The following is an 18,750-nucleotide window of genomic DNA, read 5'->3' as shown; positions in this document are numbered from 1 at the left end:
AAGATCTGCACGTCTGCGATCCACATGGATTCCATGTGCGGATTCCACCTGTAGGGGTGGATCGCGGACCGTTGGCTGACCTACGGATGAACGGTGGGGGCGGACTTCATGACACCGCCCCCACCGTCAACGCTTCACCGGACGGTCAGGCCTGCTCGGCGTCCGCGGCCGGGGCGGCCGGGGTCTCGGCAGCAGCCTCGGCCGGAGCCTCGGCGGGGGTCTCCGCGACGACCTCGGCAGCGGCCTCGGCCGGCTTCTCCGCCTCGGCGGCGGGCTTCTCAGCCTCGTCGGCCGGCTTCTCGGCCTCGTCGGCCTTCTTCTCGCCCTCGAGCAGGTCGCGCTCCCACTCGGCCAGCGGCTCGCCGGCGGCCTTCTCGCCCTTGTCGCCGGTGGCGACGCGGGAGCGGGAGATGAGGCCCTCGGCGACGGCGTCGGCGATCACGCGGGTGAGCAGGGTGACGGAGCGGATCGCGTCGTCGTTGCCCGGGATCTTGTAGTCGACCTCGTCGGGGTCGCAGTTGGTGTCGAGGATGGCGACGACCGGGATGTTGAGCTTCCGGGCCTCACCGACCGCGATGTGCTCCTTCTTGGTGTCCACGATCCAGACGGCGCTGGGCACCTTGGACATCTCGCGGATACCGCCGAGGGTCTTCTCCAGCTTGGCCTTCTCGCGCGAGAGCACGAGAAGCTCCTTCTTGGTCAGACCGGACGCGGCGACGTCCTCGAAGTCGATCTGCTCGAGCTCCTTGAGGCGCTGCAGACGCTTGTAGACGGTCGAGAAGTTGGTGAGCATGCCGCCCAGCCAGCGCTGGTTGACGAAGGGCATGCCGACGCGGGTGGCCTGCTCGGCGATGGCCTCCTGCGCCTGCTTCTTCGTGCCGACGAACATGACCGTGCCGCCGTGGGCGACGGTCTCCTTGACGAACTCGTAGGCGCGGTCGATGTACGACAGCGACTGGAGCAGGTCGATGATGTAGATGCCGTTGCGCTCGGTGAAGATGAACCGCTTCATCTTCGGGTTCCAGCGACGGGTCTGGTGACCGAAGTGGACGCCGCTCTCCAGCAGCTCCCGCATCGTGACGACGGCCATGGCCGTATCTCCTTGAATTTCTCGGTTGTGCCGCGGGTACCGGATGGCTCCCGCGCCTGACGCCCGTGCGCGCTGTGCCACGAAGGACCGAGAAGCGCTGACCCAGATCGTTTTGCTGACCTGATGTCGGGGCGTGCGAAGTCGACCCGGTGACCCGGATCGCCGTAAGAAGTGTACGGGACCGGCGAGGCACCGGGTGACGCCGCTGTCCACAACCGGTGAGTAGTCCACAGGTACCGGCCATGATCGGCGGTTTGCGGGACGGTTCGGTCATGTTGACCATGCGACGAACGATGTGGTGGGCGGGCGCGACGATGGTGCTGCCGCTGCTCCTGGCGGTGACCGGGGCCTGGGCTTTGGCTTGGGCGGCGGATCCTCCGCCCCCTCCCGCCACGGTCCCGGCGATCGGCCGCGCCTGGCCGGTGGGGGTACGACCGCCGGTGCTGCGCGGCTGGGAGCCGCCGGCGACGGTGTACGGCCCCGGGCACCGCGGGGTCGATCTGGGCGCCGCGGCCGGTGCGGAGGTCCGGGCGGTGGCGGCGGGCCGGGTCTCTTTCGCGGGGCGGGTGGCGGGGCGGGGCGTGGTGTCGGTGCGACTCGCCGGCACGGATCTGCGCACGACCTACGAGCCGGTGACGGCCAAGGTGAAGAAGGGGGAGGAGGTGGCCATGGGGCAGGTGGTGGGGACGGTGGAGCCACAGGGTGCGCACTGTGGTGCGCGTGCCTGTGTCCACTGGGGTCTGCTCAGGGGGGACGTGTATGTGAACCCGTTGCTGCTGTTGCCCCCGTGGTTGCTGAACGGGGGTCCGTCGAGACTGCTACCGGTGCTGGGGGTTCCGCTGCCGGAGAAGTGATTACGGACGGTTGTGCGCGAGTGCGGGTGAACGGGGACTGATCGCGCCCACGCGGCGGTAACCGCACATCGATACAGCCCCGCGCCCCTGGAGGGGCACAGCCGCGTCCTACCCGGCTGCGGGCAGTCGTGCCGCCCTCAGCCCTTCACACCCCGCAGCGCCATGGCCACGGCCGCGTCCGTGATCACCGTCGGGTCTTCGGCCGCGCCCAGCTCGATCCGCCGTACCGCCGCGTCCACGACCCCCTGCACCAGCATCGCCGCCAACCGGGGCTGCTCGTGCCCCAGCTCCCCGAGCGCCTCCACGATCATCGCGACCAGCCCGCCGTGCGCGGCCCGGATCTTCTCCCGCGCCCCCGCGTCCAGCTCGCTCGCCGAGATCGCGACCACCGCCCGGTGCCGCCGGTTGCCGACCAGCGCCAGCTGCTGCCGCACGTACGCCTCGACCTTGCCCTCGGCGGAGGCCGCCCGCTCCATCGCCGCCTCGACCTCCGCGGCCCACGCGGGGAAGTCGACCTCGCACAGCTCCTCGACCACGGCGGCCCGGGAACGGAAGTACTCGTACACGGAAGAGCGCGCGAGTCCCGTCCGCTCGGCGAGTGCGGGGAACGTCAGGGCATCCGTACCGCCCTCGGACAGGAGGGACCGCGCCGCGTCCAGCAGGGCGGCTCGCTGCATCGACCGGTGCTCGGCCACGGAGGCCGCTCGAATCCTTGGCACGCCAACCACTCTACGGACGCGCCGCGCCGGACGGGAGACAGCACGACCGGGACACGGGTCACTCCCGGCGGCCACGCCCCGAAATCCCCGGCCCGCGGCCGAAAGCCGCCGCTCAGCGGCCAAAACTCGCCAGTTTCGCCCGCAGCTGCAGCACGGACTTCGTGTGGATCTGGCTCACCCGGCTCTCGGTGACCCCGAGCACGTTGCCGATCTCGGCGAGCGTGAGCCCCTCGTAGTAGTAGAGGGTCACCACGGTCTTCTCCCGCTCCGGCAGCGTGTTGATGGCCCGCGCCAGGAACCGCCGCAGCTCCCGGTCCTCGGCCACCTCCACGGGGTTGTCCGCGGCGGTGTCCTCCAGCGTGTCCATGACGCTGAGCCCGTCCCCGCCCTCACCCCCGACGTGCAGCAGCTCCTCCAGCGCCACCACGTTGGCCAGCGACAACTGACTGAAGACGGCATGCAGTTCGTCCACCTCGATGCCCAGCTCGGTGGCCACCTCGCCCTCCGAGGGTGTCCTGCGCAGCCGGGCCTCCAGCGTGGCGTACGCCCGCTCGACGTTGCGCGCCTTCTGCCGTACGGACCGGGGGATCCAGTCCAGCGCCCGCAGCTCGTCGATCATCGCGCCCCGGATCCGGGTGATCGCGTACGTCTCGAACTTGATCTCCCGGTCGACGTCGAACTTCTCGATCGCGTCGATGAGCCCGAACACCCCGGAGGAGACGAAGTCGGCCTGCTCCACGTTGGGCGGCAGACCGACGCTCACCCGTCCGGCCACGTACTTCACCAGCGGCGAGTAGTGCAGGATCAGCTGTTCCCGCAGCCGTTCGTCCCCTGTCGCCTTGTACGACCGCCACAGCTCGTCGAGCGTCGAGGGAGCGGGCGGCCGCACGCTGCCACCGTCGCGGGCGGCTGGGGGGATCGCCGCCCGGTCGGACCCGGAGGTGTGCTGGGGCATTCGTCGCCTTGTGCCGTTCTGCCGTGAAGTGCCAGGAAGTGCTGTGATGTGCCGTGGAGTGGGGTGAGCGGGGTGAGGGTGCGGGTTGGGCGGGGTGTCGGTCTGGTGCCGGTTGGCACGGTCCGTGTCGGGCTTTCGTGAGCGTAGCGTGACTGAGGAGTCGCGGTGTGCGAACAGCGAGGCTCCACCCCTGCGCGAACCCCCTCGACGGCGCGTCCGGCCGCGCTCGGCGCGTCGCTCTGCGTGATCGACCGGAGGTGTCAACTCCGGCAATTCCCAAGGGCGTCGGGGGTTCCCCCGGACGGCCGAACACGCTCGGTCAGCGCCGACTGGGACCACCTCGGACCGAGATCATCGCCTGGCGTGTCAACTTCCAGCCGTCGCCGTGTCGTTCGACGTAACCAAGTGCTCGGAGTTCGTACAGCCTCGCGACGACCTCGTCCTCGGACGTCTGAGCGCCGCGTGCCACCTCTTCGGGTGACGCCGACCGGTTCCCGGGGAGGGCCGCCAGAACCTGCCGGGCAGCGGGTTCCAGCAGGTCACGCGGGAGGACGGGGCCGCTTCTGGCCGGTGCCAGCTCACCCATGTCGCCCACGAGTTCGACGACTTCCGCGGCGTCCGTGACGAGGGCGGCCTCCCCTCTCAGCAGTTCGTGCACCCCGGCGGAGAGGCCGCTGGTGGCGGGGCCGGGCACGCCCATGGTGTACCGGCCGAGCCGTTGTGCCGCCCGCGCGGTGACCAGCGAGCCGCTGCGGTGGGCGGCCTCCACGACGACGGTTCCCCTGGTCAGGGCCGCGATCACCCGGTTGCGAAGCACGAATCTGCTCTGTGTCGGATGCTCACCGGGCGGCAACTCCCCCACCACGAGGCCCTGTTCGGCGATCCTGCCGATCAACTGGGTGTTCCCGCGCGGGTAGGGCCGGTCGACCCCGCAGGCCAGCACCGCGACGGTGGCACCACCGGCGCCGAGGGCTCCGCGGTGGGCGGCACCGTCGACGCCGTAGGCGCCGCCCGACACCACCACCCAGCCGCGCTCGGCGAGCCCCGCGGCGAGGGTGGCCGCCATGTGCGCCCCGTACTCGGTGCAGGCCCGCGCCCCGACCACGGCGACGGCTCGGAGCGCCCACATCCGCAGACTGGGCCGCCCCCGTACCCACAGCCCGACGGGCCTGGCGTCTCCGAGATCATCCAGCTGACTGGGCCACTCGGCATCACCAGGGGCCACGAAACGCGCTCCGGCCCTCTGGGCGACGGTGAGGTCCGCGCGAGGATCGGCCCGCTCAGCCCGGGCCAGCAGCCCGGCCCACCGCTTGTCGCTGATGCCCGGCAGGGCCTCGCCTGCCCTTCTCAGCCGGTGTGCCACCTCGTGCACGCCCCGTTCCCGGATCCACCGCCCGGCGACCTCGTCACCGGGCTCGATGACCCGGGCGAGGAAGACCCGGGCCAGCAGAGTGAGGTCGCCGGTCATGTCAGCGCCCCGATGGCCATCGGCACGCCCCGCGGGACCCCGGTGCGCAGTTGCAGCGCCAGGGCCACGTCCGTCGCGTCCGGACGGTCGTGCCCGACCAGGTCGGCGACCGTCCAGGCGACGCGCAGGACGCGGTCGAGGCCGCGGGCGGTCAGAACGCCTCGCTCCAGGTTGCGCTCGGCCTCGTCCATGGCTCCCGGCACGGCGTGCCAGCGGCTGCGCAGCTCACGGCCGGGCACCTCGCTGTTGGTCCGCCAGGGTGTTCCGGCGAGGCGCAGGGCCGCCCGCTCCCTGGCTGCCCGCACACGGCCGGCGACCACCGCCGTGGACTCGCCCCGGACACCCCGCTCGGTGAGCTGGGCACGGGTGACCCGGTCCACCTGGACGCGCAGGTCGACCCGGTCGAGCAGCGGGCCGGAGAGCCGGGCCTGGTAGCGGCGGACGGCCGAGGGCGGGCATTCGCAGAGGTCGTCGGTGAGGGAGAAGCGCCCGCAGGGGCACGGGTTCGCCGCGAGCACCATCAGGAACCTCGCCGGAAACCGCACCACGCCCGCGCTGCGCGCGATCACGACGTGGCCCGCCTCCAGCGGCTGCCGCAGCGCGTCGAGCGCCTGGGTGGTGAACTCGGGGGTCTCGTCGAGGAAGAGGACGCCTCGATGAGAGAGCGAGACCGCTCCGGGACGGGCGACTCCCTGCCCACCGCCGACCAGGGCCTGCATGGTGGCCGAGTGGTGCGGAGCGCAGTAGGGGGCGATGTCGACCAGGGGTTTGCCCGGTGGCAGCAGTCCCGCCACCGAGTGCACCGCCGTGACTTCGAGGGACTCCTCCCGGGTGAGCCGGGGCAGCACGGCCGGGAGCCGCTCCGCGAGCATGGTCTTGCCCGCACCCGGCGGTCCCTCCAGGAAGAGGTGGTGGCTGCCCGCCGCCGCCACCTCGACGGCTGTCCGGGCCGAGAGCTGGCCCACGACGTCGGCCAGGTCGTGTCCGTGGTCCTGCTGTGCGGCTCCCGCGCTGTGCATCCCGGTGGCCGCGCCCGTGCCCGGCACCCGCAGACCGGCGAGCAGCGGATCGGGGCGCCCCGGCTCGTCCGGCTCCTCGTCGGGCACCGGCTCGTCCGCGAGGATCGCGATCAGCTGCCGCAGGCTGCGCACGCCCAGCACGGAGACACTGGGCACCAGTGCGGCCTCGGCGGCGGCGCACTCCGGCACGACGACCTGCTCGTAGCCGGCGTCGGCCGCTGCCAGCACCGCCGGCAGGATGCCCCGTACCGGACGCACCCGCCCGTCAAGACCCAGCTCCCCGATCATCACGATGTCGGACAGCACCCTCGGGTCGATCCGCTCGGCGGCGCCGAGCACGGCGCATGCGACGGCGAGGTCGAACCCCGAACCCGCCTTCGGCACCGACGCGGGGCTCAGCCCGACCGTGAGCTTCTTCGAGGGCCAGGCCGCCCCCGAGTTCACCACCGCCGCCCGTACCCGGTCCTTGCTCTCCGTCAGGCTCTTGTCCGGCAGTCCCACCAGCGTGAACGCCGCCACTCCCGGTTCCAGGTCGGCCTGGACCTCCACCACCACGCCCTCGACGCCCACCAGGGCCACCGAGCACGTACGCGCGAACCCCATCTCACGCCACCCCCCGCGCATGCTCGACCACGGGCGCCCCGCGCTGCGGCAGGAGCACGCCGATCAGGTCGATGCGGACGCCGCCCGGCGGTGCCCCTCCGTGTGCGTGGATCCAGTGTTCGGCGAGGCCGCGCAGGCGCTGCGCCTTCTCGGGGGTCACCCCGGCCATGGGGTGTTCGAAGAGACCCGCCCGCCGGGTCTTGACCTCGCAGACGACCAGGACGTCCCCGTCCCGCGCCACGATGTCGATCTCCCCCGACCTGCCGCAGCGCCAGTTGCGCTCCAGGACCGTCAGACCGGTCTCCGTCAGCCGCCGCGCGGCCAGCGTCTCGCCGTACTTGCCGAGTGCACTGCGTGCCCGATTCGTGTTCATGTCGGCACCACCTCCGGCGCCAACCGTCACGCATCCCCCACCCAGAAGTGGATCTTGGTGGGTTACTCAGCGGTTGTGGACAACTCCGTCACCCACACGAGGGACCGGCCCAGGAGGCTCAGCCGCCCGGAAGCTCCAGATCGCTCTTGTTCAGCTCCTCGATATTCACGTCCTTGAACGTGAGAACGCGGACCTGTTTCACGAAGCGGGCCGGCCGGTACATGTCCCAGACCCAGGCGTCCGCCATGGACACCTCGAAGAACACCTCACCCTGGACCGAGTGCACCTGCATCTCGTAGTCGTTGGTGAGGTAGAAGCGCCGCTCGGTCTCGATCACGAATTTGAACAGACCGACGACATCGCGGTACTCCCGGTAGAGCTTCAGCTCCATCTCGGTCTCGTACTTTTCGAGGTCCTCGGCGCTCATGGCATGTTCCCCTTCAGCCGTGCGATCCCACCATTGTGCGCCAGTCCCGCGCGCCCCTAGACGATTTCCGTGTCCAGGGTGACGGGCCTGACGGGGGGACCTTCGTCGAGCAGCCTACGGAACAGCTCGGCGAGTCTGGTCGGATACACCGTCTCATGTGCCCGGGTCAGTTCCTGGCACGTCCACCAACGTGCTCCTGCGACACTGCGTCGCTCCAGCTCGGTCAGGGCTCTGGCCTCGGTCGCCGTCTGCGTCGTACGGGCCAGGTAGTACCACTCGTCCTGGTCCCAGCGGCGGCCGGCGAACGGGAAGGAACACATCCGGCGCCACAGCAGCGGGCCGAGTTCGACGTCCGTGATGCCGGTCTCCTCTGCGAGTTCCCGCAGGGCGGCCTGCTCACGGGTCTCCTCGCCCTCCAGTCCGCCGCCGGGTGTGAACCACCAGTCGTCGGCCGGGTCGTCCGGTTCATGGCCGTGCAGGAGCAGGATGCGGTCGTCGGGGTCCAGGAGGACCACGCGGGCCACCTTGCGCGGCGCGCGCGGGACGACGCCCTCCGGCAGCGCCTCAGCGGGCACCGGCGGGCTCCGTACGCCCGCGGGTACGGGAGCGGCCCAGCAGGCCGGCGATCGGGCTGTAGGCGCCGCCTGCGAGGACCAGCACGGCACCGCCCACGATCATGAACTCGATGACGCGCAGCGGGCCCGGCTGGGAGAGGGCGCCGAGCGTCTCGAAGCCGGTCGGGCGCTTGAGGAGGCCCTTCATGGGCCAGATGACGGAGTCCACGCGGGCGCTCACGGCGCTGCGGGCGACCGTGCCCTTCGCCGCGTCCGTGAGGTGGGCGGTGGAGTCCAGGGAGCCCTGGCGTTCGTCACCGAGGAGGAAGAGCCGCCCCTCGGGGACGGTGACGGTCGGGAAGCCCTGGAGCTCGGCCAGGCTGCCCGCGGGCAGATAGGGCTCGTCGATCTGCTTGCCGTTGACGGTCAGCTTGCCGTTCGTGCAGCAGGAGACCGTGTCCCCGCCGACCGCGACCACGCGCTTGACGACGTCCGCGTTGGTGACCCAGCTCGTGTCGTGGAAGACCACGACGTCGCCCCGGCGCACCTCGCTGCCGTCGATGCGCTGGCCGAGGACCCGGTCCCCGGCGTCGATGGTCGGTGTCATCGAACCGGTGGGCACGGTGTACGGCCGGTAGACGACCGCTCCCCAGGCGAACCCGCCGAGGAACAGGACGATGCCCAGCGCGACGGCGATCCCGGACAAGCGGTTGCCGAGCGTGCTGCCGGACTGCGCCGTGCCGGTGCTGGTGCCTCCGCTGCGCGGGGCCGTACGTATCGTGCTCTCGCCACCCATGAGGCCGCACCCTACCCGGCGGTACCGGGCAGGGGCAGCCCTTCTTTCCCGCCCCTGGTCACAAGCTCCCCAAGGGTTTCACAAAGGGTTTCACACGGGTCGGTCAGTACCGGCCCGCAGCCGCCCGGCCCGGGCCGGTCAGCGCTTTCCGGCGGCCGCCGACCGCTGCTCGAACTTCGACTCGATCCGGTCGCCCCGCCGGCGGCGCCACACCGCGATCGGCAGGACGGCCGCGACGGCCACGCCCTCCGGGGCCACCGAGAGGGAGGCCGCGGCGGACGAGTGCGTGTTGATGCCGCTCTGGTCGAAGGTGTCCGGGACGGGCAGGGTGCCCCAGCGGTTGATCGGCCAGGCCTTGACGATGGCGCGACCGACGACCTCCTTGACGGGGACCATGCCGTGGTGCCTGTCGGACTGGTTGTAGCGCGAGTCGCGGGAGTTCTGGCGGTGGTCGCCCATCACCCAGATGTAGCCCTTGGGCACCTTCACCGTGAACTGGCCGCCCTGGTCGTCGACGCTGCACGGGGTGTTGCCCGGGTACACATAGGGCTCGTTCAGCGCATGGCCGTTGACCATGAGCGGGCCGCTGCCCTTGCAGGAGACGGTGTCCCCGCCGACGCCGATGACCCGCTTGATGAGGTCCTTCTCCTCGGCGGACGGCATCAGGCCGATCCAGCTGAGGAAGGTCTGGATCGCGTTCGGCTGGGCCGTGGGCTCGCCCGCCAGCCAGTCGTCCGGGTCGTGGAAGACGACGACCTCGCCGCGGTCCGGCTCGGAGCCGAACCAGGGGGTGAGCTTGTCGACCAGGACGCGGTCACCCACCTGGAGGGTGTTCTGCATCGAGTCCGACGGGATCGAGAACGCCTGCACCAGAAACGTCTTGATCAGCAGCGCCAGTACCAGCGCGATACCGATCAGGATCGGCAGCTCCTTCCAGAAGGAGCGAGGCTTCTTCGGTGCGGGAGCTGCCGAGTCGCCCGCACCCCCGTCCGTGCCCCCGCCGTCACCGCCGGGGTGGGGACCGTTCGCCGGACCGCCGTCCCCGGCCGGACCACCACCGTCATTCCCGGAGGTGGAACCACCGTCGACGGGGGGGACATTCTCCACGGGGCGCCCGCTGTGCTCCTCGCCGTCGTGTCCCGACCGTGCGCCAACCGCCACATCCCCCACGCCAACTCCTTACTCCGTGCCGCCGCCCGCGCCATCCCCGGCGCAGACCCACTACTCCCATAACGAGCGGGAGTTCCGCAGGGCTCGGGAGTTGGACGTATCCGTTCGGATCGTCGGGGGCAACCCTATGCGACGCCTGGGGAGCCGCGGTCGACCCCGACACGGAGTTCGAAACGCTTGCGAAGGTTTTAGGTTCGTCCAGCGAGGCCCAGTGCCCGAACGGCCAGCCGATCCACTTGGCCCGGCCCACCACCAGGCTCACCGGGACGGTGCCGCCGTAGTCGGTGTCCTGGTGCGCCCGGGAGTCGGCCGAGTTGCCGCGATGGTCGCCCATCACCCACAGCCGCCCCTGCGGGACGGTGATGTCGAACTCGGTGGCGGACGGGGCGTTCCCGGGATAGAGGTAGTCGCCCTCGGTCAGCGGTACGCCGTTGACGGTGACCCGGCCCTGCGCGTCGCAGCACTTGACGTGGTCGCCGCCGACACCGATGACCCGCTTGATGAGGTCCTTCTCGTTGGCGGAGGGCAGCAGACCGATGAAGGTGAGCCCTTCCTTGATCTGCTTGACCACGATCGGGTCGTTCGTCTTGGTGGTCTGCTCGTCCGCCAGCCAGCCGCCCGGGTCGTGGAAGACGACGACGTCCCCGCGGTGCGGCTTGGAGCCGAACCAGGGGGTGAACTTGTCGACCAGCACACGGTCGCCGATCCGGATCGTCTGCTCCATCGAACCCGAGGGGATCACGAAGGCCTGGACGAGGAACGTCTTCAGCACGAGGGCTATCAGGACGGCCACACCGACCAGCAGCGGTATCTCCCGCATCGCGCCGCGCCTGCGCTTGCGCTTGACCTTGCGCTGCAGCTTGCGCCGCTCGGCACGGGACCGGCCGCTGGACGGGGCGGAGGAGCGCCGGACCCCGGTGGGCAGCAGATCGGCGGTGGCGTCCGTGGGCACGCCGCGCGGTTTGCCGCGGTTACCCATGGGCCCCTCCCGGCGCCGGCACGCGCGCGTAGGCGGCGGGACGGATGAGGTGGGTCCAGTGGGCGTACGGCCAGACGATCCAGTCGGCCCGGCCGATCACGTCCTTGACGGGGATCATGCCGCCGCCGGGCGAGCCCAGGTGGTCGCGGGAGTCGCTGGAGACGCTGCGGTGGTCACCGAGGACGAAGAGCGTGCCCTCGGGGACCTCGACGTAGAAGGGCACGGTGGACGGGGTGTCCCCGGGATAGAGGAACGCGGTCTCGTCGACCGACCGGCCGTTCACCTCGATCCTCCCCTCCTTGTCGCAGCAGACCACATGGTCTCCTCCCACACCGACAACGCGCTTGATGTAGTCGGCGTCCCCGAAATACCCGGTGCCGTCGAACACGACGACATCGCCCCGGCGCGGCTCGGCTCCGAAACGGTACGCCAACTTGTTTACGAGAACGCGGTCCCCGATCCTCAATCCCTGTTCCATGGATCCGCTGGGAATCTGGAATGGTTGCGCCACGAAAGCGTTGAGGACGAGCAAAAACGCCAGGCAGGCGAAGAGGGTCAGGGTGATCCAGCCGCCCGGCAGCCAGTCGGTGACCCGCGACAGGAACGCGAAACGCGACCGGTCCTCCGCGGCCTCTGGTTCGGGGCTGGAGGAGCGGTCGCGCTCCGTCGGCTGTGCTTCGGTGTCCATCGGGGCCAGATGTTATCCGGCCCCCGTAAGAACCCCTCCGCGCGAGATCACTTCTCGCGCTTCTCCTTGATCTTCGCGGCCTTGCCGCGCAGGTCGCGCAGGTAGTACAGCTTGGCGCGACGCACGTCACCGCGGGTGACGAGCTCGATCTTCTCGACGATCGGGGTGTGCACCGGGAAGGTACGCTCGACGCCGACGGAGAAGGAGACCTTGCGGACCGTGAAGGTCTCGCGGACACCGCTGCCCTGACGGCGGATCACAACGCCCTTGAACTGCTGCACACGGGAGCGGTTGCCCTCGATGACGCGGACGTGGACGTTGACGGTGTCACCCGGGCGGAAGGCCGGGACGTCGCTACGCAGCGACGCGGAGTCGACGGTGTCGAGCAGGTGAGACATTTTCGTCTGCTTTCTTCGCTGATGCCACAGGTCATCAACGGAACTAGGTGTTCTTCGGAAGTGGGCCGTGGCGTCGGGGCGGGCGTCGTCTCCCCCTGTGGCAGGGGCGCACTCCGGACGGTTCACAGCACAACAGCCGCCTATTCTTCCACGCCGTGGGCCCGGCGCCAAAATCGGCCCCGGGGCTCCCCCTCCGGGTCCGGTTCCCAGCCCAGGATGGAGAGCATCTCGCGGTCCTTCTTGTCGAACGCCTTGGGGTCGCAGCGCTCGATCAGGTCGGGCCGGTGCGCGGTCGTACGTTTCAGGGCCTCGTCGCGGCGCCAGCGGGCGATCTTCCCGTGGTGGCCGCTGAGCAGCACGTCCGGGATCTCGCGTCCCCGCCACTGCGGCGGCTTGGTGTAGACGGGGCCTTCCAGGAGGTTGGCCATCGCGCCGGGCGCGAAGGAGTCGTCCCGGTGCGACTCGGCGTTGCCGAGGACGCCGGGCAGCAGCCGGGCCACGGCCTCCGTGACGACGAGTACGGCCGCCTCGCCGCCGGCGAGCACATAGTCGCCGATGGACACCTCGTAGACCGGCATCCGGGTGGCGTACTCGTCGATGACACGCCGGTCGATGCCCTCGTAGCGGGCCGGTGTGAAGATCAGCCAGGGCCGCTCGGAGAGCTCGACCGCGAGTTCCTGGGTGAAGGGGCGGCCGCTCGGGGTGGGCACGATGAGCGCGGGCGTGTGCGAACCGGTCTCGTAGCCGTCGGCGATGACCGTGTCGAGGGCGTCGCCCCAGGGCTCGGTCTTCATGACCATGCCGGGTCCGCCGCCGTACGGGGTGTCGTCCACCGTGTTGTGCCGGTCGTATGTCCAGGTCCGCAGGTCGTGCACCCGCACATCGAGCTGCCCACGCGCGCGTGCCTTGCCGACGAGCGAGACGTTCAGCGGTTCGAGGTACTCGGGGAAGATCGTGACAACGTCGAGGCGCATCCCTTACGACTCTTCCCGCGAGGACGCGATCTCGGCCCGGTCGTCGATCAGGCCGGGCGGGGGCGTGATGACCGCCTTCTGCTCGGCCAGGTCGATCTCGGTGACGATCTCCTCGACGAACGGGATCATCACCTCGCTGCCGTCGGGGCGCTCGACGATGAACAGGTCCTGGGAGGGCAGGTGCGAGATCTCGGTGATCCGGCCGACCTCGGTGCCGTCCGCGGTGACCACGTCCAGGTCCATGAGCTGGTGGTCGTAGTACTCGTCCGGGTCCTCGGGCAGCTCCTCCGGATCGATCTCGGCGATCAGGAGGGTGTTGCGCAGGGCCTCGGCGCCGGTGCGGTCCTTGACGCCCTCGAAGCGCAGGAGCAGACGGCCGCTGTGCACGCGGCCGGTCTCGATGGTGAGCGGTCCCACGTCCTCGGGGTCGGTGGCGAGTACGGCGCCGGGTGCGAGCCTGAGTTCCGGCTCGTCGGTACGTACCTCGACGGTTACCTCGCCCTTGATGCCGTGGGCGCGGCCGATCCGTGCGACTACCAGCTGCACTGTGCTTGCTCTCCTGTCCTGCGACTCATACGACCAGCCATACGACTACGGGCCGGGGACGGCCCGGTGGGCCCTCCCCGGCCCGTGGGGCCAGCTGCGACGAAGCGTCAGCGGACGTGGTCCACGTCGACGAGGTCGACGCGGACTCCTCGACCGCCGATGGCGCCCACGACGGTGCGCAGGGCGCGGGCGGTACGGCCGTTGCGGCCGATCACCTTGCCGAGGTCGTCGGGGTGCACCCGGACCTCCAGCACGCGCCCGCGACGCAGGTTGCGCGAGGCGACCTGCACATCGTCCGGGTTGTCGACGATGCCCTTCACGAGGTGCTCAAGCGCCTCTTCGAGCATGCTGCTCAGGCCTCGGTCGACTCGGACTCAGCCGCGGCCTCGTCCTTCTTCTCAGCCTTCTTCTTCTGGGTGATCGCCTCACCCTTGCCCTCGTCGTCACCGCCGAGCGCCTCGAACGAGGGACGCGCGGCCTTCGGCTCGGCGACGAGCAGCGGCGCCGGGGCGGGCTCGCCCTTGAACTTCTGCCAGTCGCCGGTCTTCTTCAGGATGGCGAGCACGGGCTCGGTCGGCTGGGCACCGACGCCGAGCCAGTACGCCACGCGCTCGGCGTCCACCTCCATGACCGACGGGTTGTAGGTCGGGTGGTACTTGCCGATCTCCTCGATCGCACGCCCGTCACGGCGGGTGCGGGAGTCGGCGACGACGATGCGGTAGTGAGGCGAACGGATCTTGCCCAGACGCTTCAGCTTGATCTTGACTGCCACGGGAGTGGGTTCTCCTGGATTTGACGTGTTTGGGCACGGCGAGTTGGCCGCGTGGGGTTGCGGTACCCGAGTGCCCGATGGACGCGTCAGCCGGAGGAGAGAGGGGTCCTATGCGGCTGTCGAGTACAGCTAGCCATTGTGCCACACCCTGCGGGTCGCTTTGGCCGACGGCGAGGTGAGGGGCGCCCGGGCATGCCGAAAGCGCACCCGGCGTGGAGGTGAGGTACGTCGGGTGCGCTGCCCGCGGGGAGACCGGGGTGTGGCGACGGTCAATGGCTACGGCTGCCACGAGCAGCCGTGTGCTCAGCTCGCCGCCGCGCCCACGATCTCCGGGATGCGGAACGGCTTGCCGCAGCCGCCGCACACGATGGGGGCCTGGGCCAGGACCGACGGCACCACCCGGACGTTGCGGCCGCAGTCGCACACCGCCTTGACGCGGACGCCGCCACCGGACGAGCCGTGGCGGGCGGCCGGGCCGCGGAAGGTGCGGGACGTGTCGGCGGAGGTCGCCACCGTGTGGGCCTTGAGAGCGCGCTGCAGTCTCTCGATGGTCGGGCGGTAGCGGCGCTTGGCCTCGGGGTTGAGCGTGACCAGCGAGAAGCCGCTGCTGGGGTGCGGCTCGTCGGGGTGGTCCAGGCCCAGCTCCTCGGCGATCGCGAGGAATCTGCGGTTGTGGTATCGGCCGGCCCGGGAGGTGTCGCGCACGCCACGGGAGGCGGCGATGCCGTGGACTGCCTCATGGAGCAGTCGTTCGAAGGAGAGCTCGTGTCCGCACGCGGACGACGACTCTCCGATCAGGGACTCTGGCGCGGCAAGGTCGGGCAGCTCGGGGTGGTACCGCTGAATGTCGGCCCACGCCTCTGCCAGCTCTGCGGCGAGAACAGGTGGTGTCTGTGTCGTGCTCACGTAATGAGAACGAGCGGGAGGGCCACTGTGTTCCTATTCCGGGGCATCCCAAATAATTTGCACGTACCCGTCAGTTGCCGCTGATGCGTGGAGACGAGTACGGGTGCGCTGATCTGCGGAGAAGCCTCACAGCTCGTACCAAGCCGGTGCGTAGTCTGACGTACGACCCGACGCGTACCCCGGGCGTAGGGACCGGGACGGCTGTGGTCGGCGGATGCGCAAGAGACCTTTCGGTCGCTCTCCCGGCGGAGGACGTCACCTCGGTCAGCGCTCGCGAGGGTCCCGACGTTACTGGGATCCCGTCGTCATCCGGCACCGGCCCGTCTCCGGCGACCAGACACCCTACGGTCACCGTGTCGGCCGACCATGGCCAGAACCGCCATGTCGTGGGACCGATGGTAGAGCCCCAAGTTGCGGGGACGTGAAATCTCGCCACAGTCGCAGCGCACGCACAAGCCGGGACCCGCGACCTCTGGACGCCACCGCGAGCCGGGAGTTACCTGGCATACGTGGGAAGTGCGAGCGCACGACACGGGGGCCACGGAATCGGTCAGTGCGTAACTCTCGGCGGATTGGGGCGCTTACCTATGACACCTACGCTCGTGCGGCATCACCCGTCTCACGCGGACTCCGCATCCCGCGTGAACCTGGGCGCACGCGCGCGTGACTGGTCAGAGATCCAGGAGCGGATGCTGGTGCCGCTCTACGAGACCGTCCACGAGCGACTCGAAGTGGGTCCGGCCACCCGGCTGCTCGGCACGCGCTGCGGTTCCGGTCTCGCCCTGCTGATGGCGGCGGCCAGAGGGGCCGCGGTGACCGGTGTCGACTCCTCCCCCGAACGCCTCGCCCTCGCCCGTGAGCGTCTGCTGCCCGAGCGGGCACCCGGGGCACGCGCGCGTGGCCGTACCGCCCGGATCGTCGAGGGCGGCCCGGCGGACGCGGCGGACGCGCAGGCACCGGCGTACAACCTGATCACCGCCTTCGACCCCATCGGCTGCCTGGCGGGCGACGCCGAACGGCTCGGTGGAGTGCTCGCCGAGGCGACGCCCTTGGCGGCGCGCGGGGCGGCCGTGGTGCTGGCCGGCTGGGGTCCGCCGGAGCGCTGCGCGACCTCGTCCGTCCTGCGGGTGGCCGCGAAATTGGCCGATCCTTTGCGCAGCGCGGGAAGTTGGCGGCCGGCCTGCCGCGACGACCTGGAAGAGACCGCCCAGCGGGCCGGGCTGCGGATCGACGGGTCCGGGCGGGTCTCCTGCCCGTTCGGGTACGCCGACACGGACAGCGCCGCACGCGGGCTGTTGTCGACCGGGCTGTTCGACGCGGCGATCGCGGCGACCGACCAGGAGCAGGTCGGCAAGGAGCTGACCGAGGCGCTCCACCCGCACCAGCGCCCGGACGGCACGGTGTGGATGCCGAACGTCTTCCGTTACCTGATCGCCCGCGTGCGCTGAGCGTTGCGCCGCAAGGGCGCTGCTTCAGGACTCGGTGTCCTTGGCGAGGCGTGTGATCCCGGCGATCCGGTAGGCGTCCGCCTCCTCCAGCGTCTCGCGCTCCAGCAGAGCCTGGGCCAGCGCGTCCAGCTGGTCCCGGTGGTCGCGGAGTTTGCGGCACGCCTCCTCGTAGCACTCGTCGACGATCCGGCGCATCTCGGTGTCGATCACGTCGAGGGTCTGGGGCGCGGCGGCGAGTCCGTAGGCCTGCTGGACGTCGTTCGGGAGCGCGGAGAGCCGGCCGACCTCCTCGCTCATGCCCCAGCGGGAGACCATCCCGCGCGCGATGTTGGTGACCTGTTCCAGGTCGCTCTCCGAACCGGTGGTGATCACGTCGTAGACGACGTGCTCGGCGGCCATTCCGCCGAGCGCGCCGATGATCCGGCCGCGCAGGTACTCCTCGGTGTACGCGTACTTGTCCGCGTCCGGCGTGGACAGGGTGACGCCGAGGGCGCGACCGCGCGGCACGATGGTGATCTTGCGGACCGGGTCGGCACCGGGCTGCAGCATGCTGAGCAGGGCGTGTCCGCTCTCGTGGTAGGCGGTCCTGCGCCGCTCCTCCTCGGGCATCACCAGCGGCCGTTCGGCACCGAGCTGGACCTTCTCCAGGGCCTCCGAGAGGTCGGACTGGGTCACGCTGTCCTGCTGGCGCTTGACGGCGAGCAGGGCGGCCTCGTTGGCGAGGTTGGCCAGTTCCGCACCGGTCATGCCCGGGGTCGTACGGGCGACCTGGGCGAGGTCGACGTCCGGGGCGAGCGGGATCTCGCGGGTGTGGATCCGGAGGATCGCCTCGCGGCCGGTGCGGTCCGGGGGCGAGACCTGGACCACCCGGTCGAAGCGGCCGGGCCGGGTGAGTGCCGGGTCGAGGATGTCGGCGCGGTTGGTGGCCGCGATGACGATGACGCCCTCGGAGCCGGAGAAGCCGTCCATCTCGGTGAGGATCTGGTTGAGGGTCTGCTCGCGCTCGTCGTGTCCACCCATCGAGGCACCGCCGCCGCGGGCCCGGCCGATGGTGTCGATCTCGTCGATGAAGATGATCGACGGCGCGACCTTGCGGGCCTCGGCGAACAGCTCACGCACGCGTGAGGCACCGACACCGACGATCATCTCGATGAACTCGGAGGCGGAGGCCGAGAAGAACGGCACCCCCGCCTCACCGGCGACGGCCCGGGCGAGCAGGGTCTTGCCGGTGCCGGGCGGGCCGGCCAGCAGCACACCGCGCGGCATCTTGGCGCCCATCCTGCGGTAGGCGTCGGGGTTCTTCAGGAAGTCGACGACGTCGTTGAGTTCGCCCTCGACCTCGTCGATGCCGGCCACGTCGTCGAAGGAGGTCCGCTGCTGCCCGGGCTCCAGTTCGACCGGCTTGGGCGGCGCCTTGCGGCCCAGCATGCCGCCCGCGCCGCCGAGCCCCGCGCTCATCCGGCGGGCGATGAAGACCCAGACCGCGATCAGCAGCAGCATCGGCGCGAGCGAGATCAGCAGGTTGGAGAGAAAGCTGCGGTGCTGGACGACCGGTTCGGCGGTCACCGTGACGTTGTGCTTGGTCAGGTTCGCCCAGAGGTCGTCGTGCGCGAAGGACGGGCGCTCGGTGTCGAACTTGGTGTACTTCGAGCCGCCCTCGGGGTTCTTCTGCTCCTTCTTGAGCTGCCCCTGGATCGAGTCGCCCTTGGCGTAGATCTTGGCGACGTTGCCGTCGTTCACCTGTTTACTGAACTCGGTGTACGAGATCGTCGGCTCGTTGGCCTGGTCGAAGTAGGACAGCACCAGGTTGGCGAGCAGGTACACCACCAGAGCGGTCAGGACCAACCGCCACCAGCCCCCGCGCATCCTCGGCGCGCCCGGCGGCGGCTTCGGCGGCTCCTCGGGGGCGCCCTCCGTACGCCAGGGCTGGTCGGGCGACTTGCGCGGCGGCGCGGGGTTGGTCATAGCGGGACGGTACGACACAGACCAACCCCTGGCACGCGCACAGGTG

21 protein-coding genes are annotated in these 18,750 nt (G+C 70.4%); 2 read left to right on the top strand and 19 right to left on the bottom strand.

Annotation, left to right across the window (positions count from 1 at the left end):
* Positions 1-145 precede the first annotated feature (145 nt).
* Positions 146-1,090: a 30S ribosomal protein S2 gene (rpsB, locus tag ABTY98_RS04720; RefSeq protein WP_352219408.1), complete on the bottom strand. Its 945-nt coding sequence runs from the start codon at positions 1,088-1,090 to the stop codon at positions 146-148.
* A gap of 281 nt (positions 1,091-1,371) precedes the next feature.
* Between rpsB and ABTY98_RS04715 the strand changes: the two genes are divergently transcribed.
* Entirely contained in the window at positions 1,372-1,944 is a 573-nt protein-coding gene (locus ABTY98_RS04715) for a murein hydrolase activator EnvC family protein (protein WP_352219407.1), read from the top strand.
* Positions 1,945-2,081: 137 nt separating this feature from the next.
* On the opposite strand, the gene ABTY98_RS04710 is transcribed toward ABTY98_RS04715, so the two are convergent.
* From ABTY98_RS04710 to ABTY98_RS04630, 17 genes are all read right to left on the bottom strand, one after another.
* Positions 2,082-2,639 carry a TetR/AcrR family transcriptional regulator gene (locus ABTY98_RS04710; RefSeq protein WP_352219561.1) on the bottom strand — a complete coding sequence of 186 codons (558 nt, stop codon included), beginning with the start codon at positions 2,637-2,639 and terminating at the stop codon, positions 2,082-2,084.
* Between the two features lie 136 nt (positions 2,640-2,775).
* Positions 2,776-3,618, bottom strand: a complete 843-nt coding sequence (gene whiG, locus ABTY98_RS04705; RefSeq protein ID WP_352219406.1) for an RNA polymerase sigma factor WhiG — start codon at positions 3,616-3,618, stop codon at positions 2,776-2,778.
* 319 nt (positions 3,619-3,937) lie between these two features.
* Positions 3,938-5,086 carry a DNA-processing protein DprA gene (gene dprA, locus ABTY98_RS04700; RefSeq protein WP_352219405.1) on the bottom strand — a complete coding sequence of 383 codons (1,149 nt, stop codon included), beginning with the start codon at positions 5,084-5,086 and terminating at the stop codon, positions 3,938-3,940.
* Complete coding sequence (locus ABTY98_RS04695; RefSeq protein ID WP_352219404.1) at positions 5,083-6,708, bottom strand: YifB family Mg chelatase-like AAA ATPase; 1,626 nt, start codon at positions 6,706-6,708, stop codon at positions 5,083-5,085. Before ABTY98_RS04695 ends, dprA begins: the two co-directional genes overlap by 4 nt.
* Before the next feature lies 1 nt (position 6,709).
* Entirely contained in the window at positions 6,710-7,081 is a 372-nt protein-coding gene (locus ABTY98_RS04690) for a YraN family protein (RefSeq protein WP_352219403.1), read from the bottom strand.
* Positions 7,082-7,199: 118 nt separating this feature from the next.
* A complete protein-coding gene (locus ABTY98_RS04685; RefSeq protein ID WP_043444228.1) occupies positions 7,200-7,508 on the bottom strand; it encodes a DUF2469 domain-containing protein in 309 nt (102 codons plus the stop codon).
* A gap of 56 nt (positions 7,509-7,564) precedes the next feature.
* Entirely contained in the window at positions 7,565-8,083 is a 519-nt protein-coding gene (locus ABTY98_RS04680; RefSeq protein WP_352219402.1) for an NUDIX hydrolase, read from the bottom strand.
* Positions 8,073-8,858 carry a signal peptidase I gene (gene lepB, locus ABTY98_RS04675; protein WP_352219401.1) on the bottom strand — a complete coding sequence of 262 codons (786 nt, stop codon included), beginning with the start codon at positions 8,856-8,858 and terminating at the stop codon, positions 8,073-8,075. The genes ABTY98_RS04680 and lepB (ABTY98_RS04675) overlap by 11 nt, the downstream gene beginning before the upstream one ends.
* A 138-nt stretch (positions 8,859-8,996) precedes the next feature.
* Positions 8,997-10,028 (bottom strand): signal peptidase I, encoded by a 1,032-nt coding sequence (gene lepB, locus ABTY98_RS04670; RefSeq protein ID WP_352219400.1) that lies wholly within the window; start codon positions 10,026-10,028, stop codon positions 8,997-8,999.
* Positions 9,919-11,007: a signal peptidase I gene (lepB, locus tag ABTY98_RS04665; protein WP_352219399.1), complete on the bottom strand. Its 1,089-nt coding sequence runs from the start codon at positions 11,005-11,007 to the stop codon at positions 9,919-9,921. Before lepB (ABTY98_RS04665) ends, lepB (ABTY98_RS04670) begins: the two co-directional genes overlap by 110 nt.
* Positions 11,000-11,695, bottom strand: a complete 696-nt coding sequence (lepB, locus tag ABTY98_RS04660; RefSeq protein WP_352219398.1) for a signal peptidase I — start codon at positions 11,693-11,695, stop codon at positions 11,000-11,002. Before lepB (ABTY98_RS04660) ends, lepB (ABTY98_RS04665) begins: the two co-directional genes overlap by 8 nt.
* 47 nt (positions 11,696-11,742) lie before the next feature.
* The gene (gene rplS, locus ABTY98_RS04655; RefSeq protein ID WP_352219397.1) at positions 11,743-12,093 is read right to left on the bottom strand and encodes a 50S ribosomal protein L19; all 351 of its coding nucleotides are present in this window, start codon (positions 12,091-12,093) and stop codon (positions 11,743-11,745) included.
* Between the two features lie 140 nt (positions 12,094-12,233).
* Positions 12,234-13,067, bottom strand: coding sequence for a tRNA (guanosine(37)-N1)-methyltransferase TrmD (gene trmD / locus ABTY98_RS04650; RefSeq protein ID WP_352219396.1), 834 nt, complete (start codon positions 13,065-13,067; stop codon positions 12,234-12,236).
* Positions 13,068-13,070: 3 nt separating this feature from the next.
* Entirely contained in the window at positions 13,071-13,613 is a 543-nt protein-coding gene (gene rimM, locus ABTY98_RS04645; RefSeq protein ID WP_352219395.1) for a ribosome maturation factor RimM, read from the bottom strand.
* 107 nt (positions 13,614-13,720) lie between these two features.
* Positions 13,721-13,960, bottom strand: coding sequence for an RNA-binding protein (locus ABTY98_RS04640; RefSeq protein WP_003973401.1), 240 nt, complete (start codon positions 13,958-13,960; stop codon positions 13,721-13,723).
* Positions 13,961-13,965: 5 nt separating this feature from the next.
* On the bottom strand, positions 13,966-14,385 hold the full coding sequence (gene rpsP / locus ABTY98_RS04635; RefSeq protein WP_352219394.1) for a 30S ribosomal protein S16: 420 nt from the start codon (positions 14,383-14,385) through the stop codon (positions 13,966-13,968).
* Positions 14,386-14,688: 303 nt separating this feature from the next.
* On the bottom strand, positions 14,689-15,291 hold the full coding sequence (locus ABTY98_RS04630) for a hypothetical protein (protein WP_352219393.1): 603 nt from the start codon (positions 15,289-15,291) through the stop codon (positions 14,689-14,691).
* A gap of 587 nt (positions 15,292-15,878) precedes the next feature.
* On the opposite strand from ABTY98_RS04630, the gene ABTY98_RS04625 reads away from it, so the two are divergent.
* A complete protein-coding gene (locus ABTY98_RS04625; RefSeq protein ID WP_352219392.1) occupies positions 15,879-16,739 on the top strand; it encodes a class I SAM-dependent methyltransferase in 861 nt (286 codons plus the stop codon).
* 24 nt (positions 16,740-16,763) lie between these two features.
* Here ABTY98_RS04625 and ftsH read toward each other — a convergent pair whose 3' ends face one another.
* A complete protein-coding gene (gene ftsH, locus ABTY98_RS04620; RefSeq protein ID WP_352219391.1) occupies positions 16,764-18,704 on the bottom strand; it encodes an ATP-dependent zinc metalloprotease FtsH in 1,941 nt (646 codons plus the stop codon).
* Between the last annotated feature and the right edge of the window lie 46 nt (positions 18,705-18,750).

It is taken from the genome of Streptomyces sp. NPDC096040, from assembly GCF_040303265.1.
Lineage (GTDB): Bacteria > Actinomycetota > Actinomycetes > Streptomycetales > Streptomycetaceae > Streptomyces.
Note: the sequence above shows the minus strand (reverse complement) of the source record. Positions and strands in the feature narration are given on the sequence as shown.

What these genes read in the sequence shown, in the direction of transcription:
- rpsB (WP_352219408.1), bottom strand. Translation starts at nt 1,090, where the DNA reads ATGGCCGTCGTCACGATGCGGGAGCTGCTGGAGAGCGGCGTCCACTTC.
- ABTY98_RS04715 (WP_352219407.1), top strand. Translation starts at nt 1,372, where the DNA reads ATGCGACGAACGATGTGGTGGGCGGGCGCGACGATGGTGCTGCCGCTG.
- whiG (WP_352219406.1), bottom strand. Translation starts at nt 3,618, where the DNA reads ATGCCCCAGCACACCTCCGGGTCCGACCGGGCGGCGATCCCCCCAGCC.
- dprA (WP_352219405.1), bottom strand. Translation starts at nt 5,086, where the DNA reads ATGACCGGCGACCTCACTCTGCTGGCCCGGGTCTTCCTCGCCCGGGTC.
- ABTY98_RS04695 (WP_352219404.1), bottom strand. Translation starts at nt 6,708, where the DNA reads ATGGGGTTCGCGCGTACGTGCTCGGTGGCCCTGGTGGGCGTCGAGGGC.
- ABTY98_RS04690 (WP_352219403.1), bottom strand. Translation starts at nt 7,081, where the DNA reads ATGAACACGAATCGGGCACGCAGTGCACTCGGCAAGTACGGCGAGACG.
- ABTY98_RS04685 (WP_043444228.1), bottom strand. Translation starts at nt 7,508, where the DNA reads ATGAGCGCCGAGGACCTCGAAAAGTACGAGACCGAGATGGAGCTGAAG.
- lepB (WP_352219401.1), bottom strand. Translation starts at nt 8,858, where the DNA reads ATGGGTGGCGAGAGCACGATACGTACGGCCCCGCGCAGCGGAGGCACC.
- lepB (WP_352219399.1), bottom strand. Translation starts at nt 11,007, where the DNA reads ATGGGTAACCGCGGCAAACCGCGCGGCGTGCCCACGGACGCCACCGCC.
- lepB (WP_352219398.1), bottom strand. Translation starts at nt 11,695, where the DNA reads ATGGACACCGAAGCACAGCCGACGGAGCGCGACCGCTCCTCCAGCCCC.
- rplS (WP_352219397.1), bottom strand. Translation starts at nt 12,093, where the DNA reads ATGTCTCACCTGCTCGACACCGTCGACTCCGCGTCGCTGCGTAGCGAC.
- trmD (WP_352219396.1), bottom strand. Translation starts at nt 13,067, where the DNA reads ATGCGCCTCGACGTTGTCACGATCTTCCCCGAGTACCTCGAACCGCTG.
- ABTY98_RS04640 (WP_003973401.1), bottom strand. Translation starts at nt 13,960, where the DNA reads ATGCTCGAAGAGGCGCTTGAGCACCTCGTGAAGGGCATCGTCGACAAC.
- ABTY98_RS04625 (WP_352219392.1), top strand. Translation starts at nt 15,879, where the DNA reads ATGACACCTACGCTCGTGCGGCATCACCCGTCTCACGCGGACTCCGCA.
- ftsH (WP_352219391.1), bottom strand. Translation starts at nt 18,704, where the DNA reads ATGACCAACCCCGCGCCGCCGCGCAAGTCGCCCGACCAGCCCTGGCGT.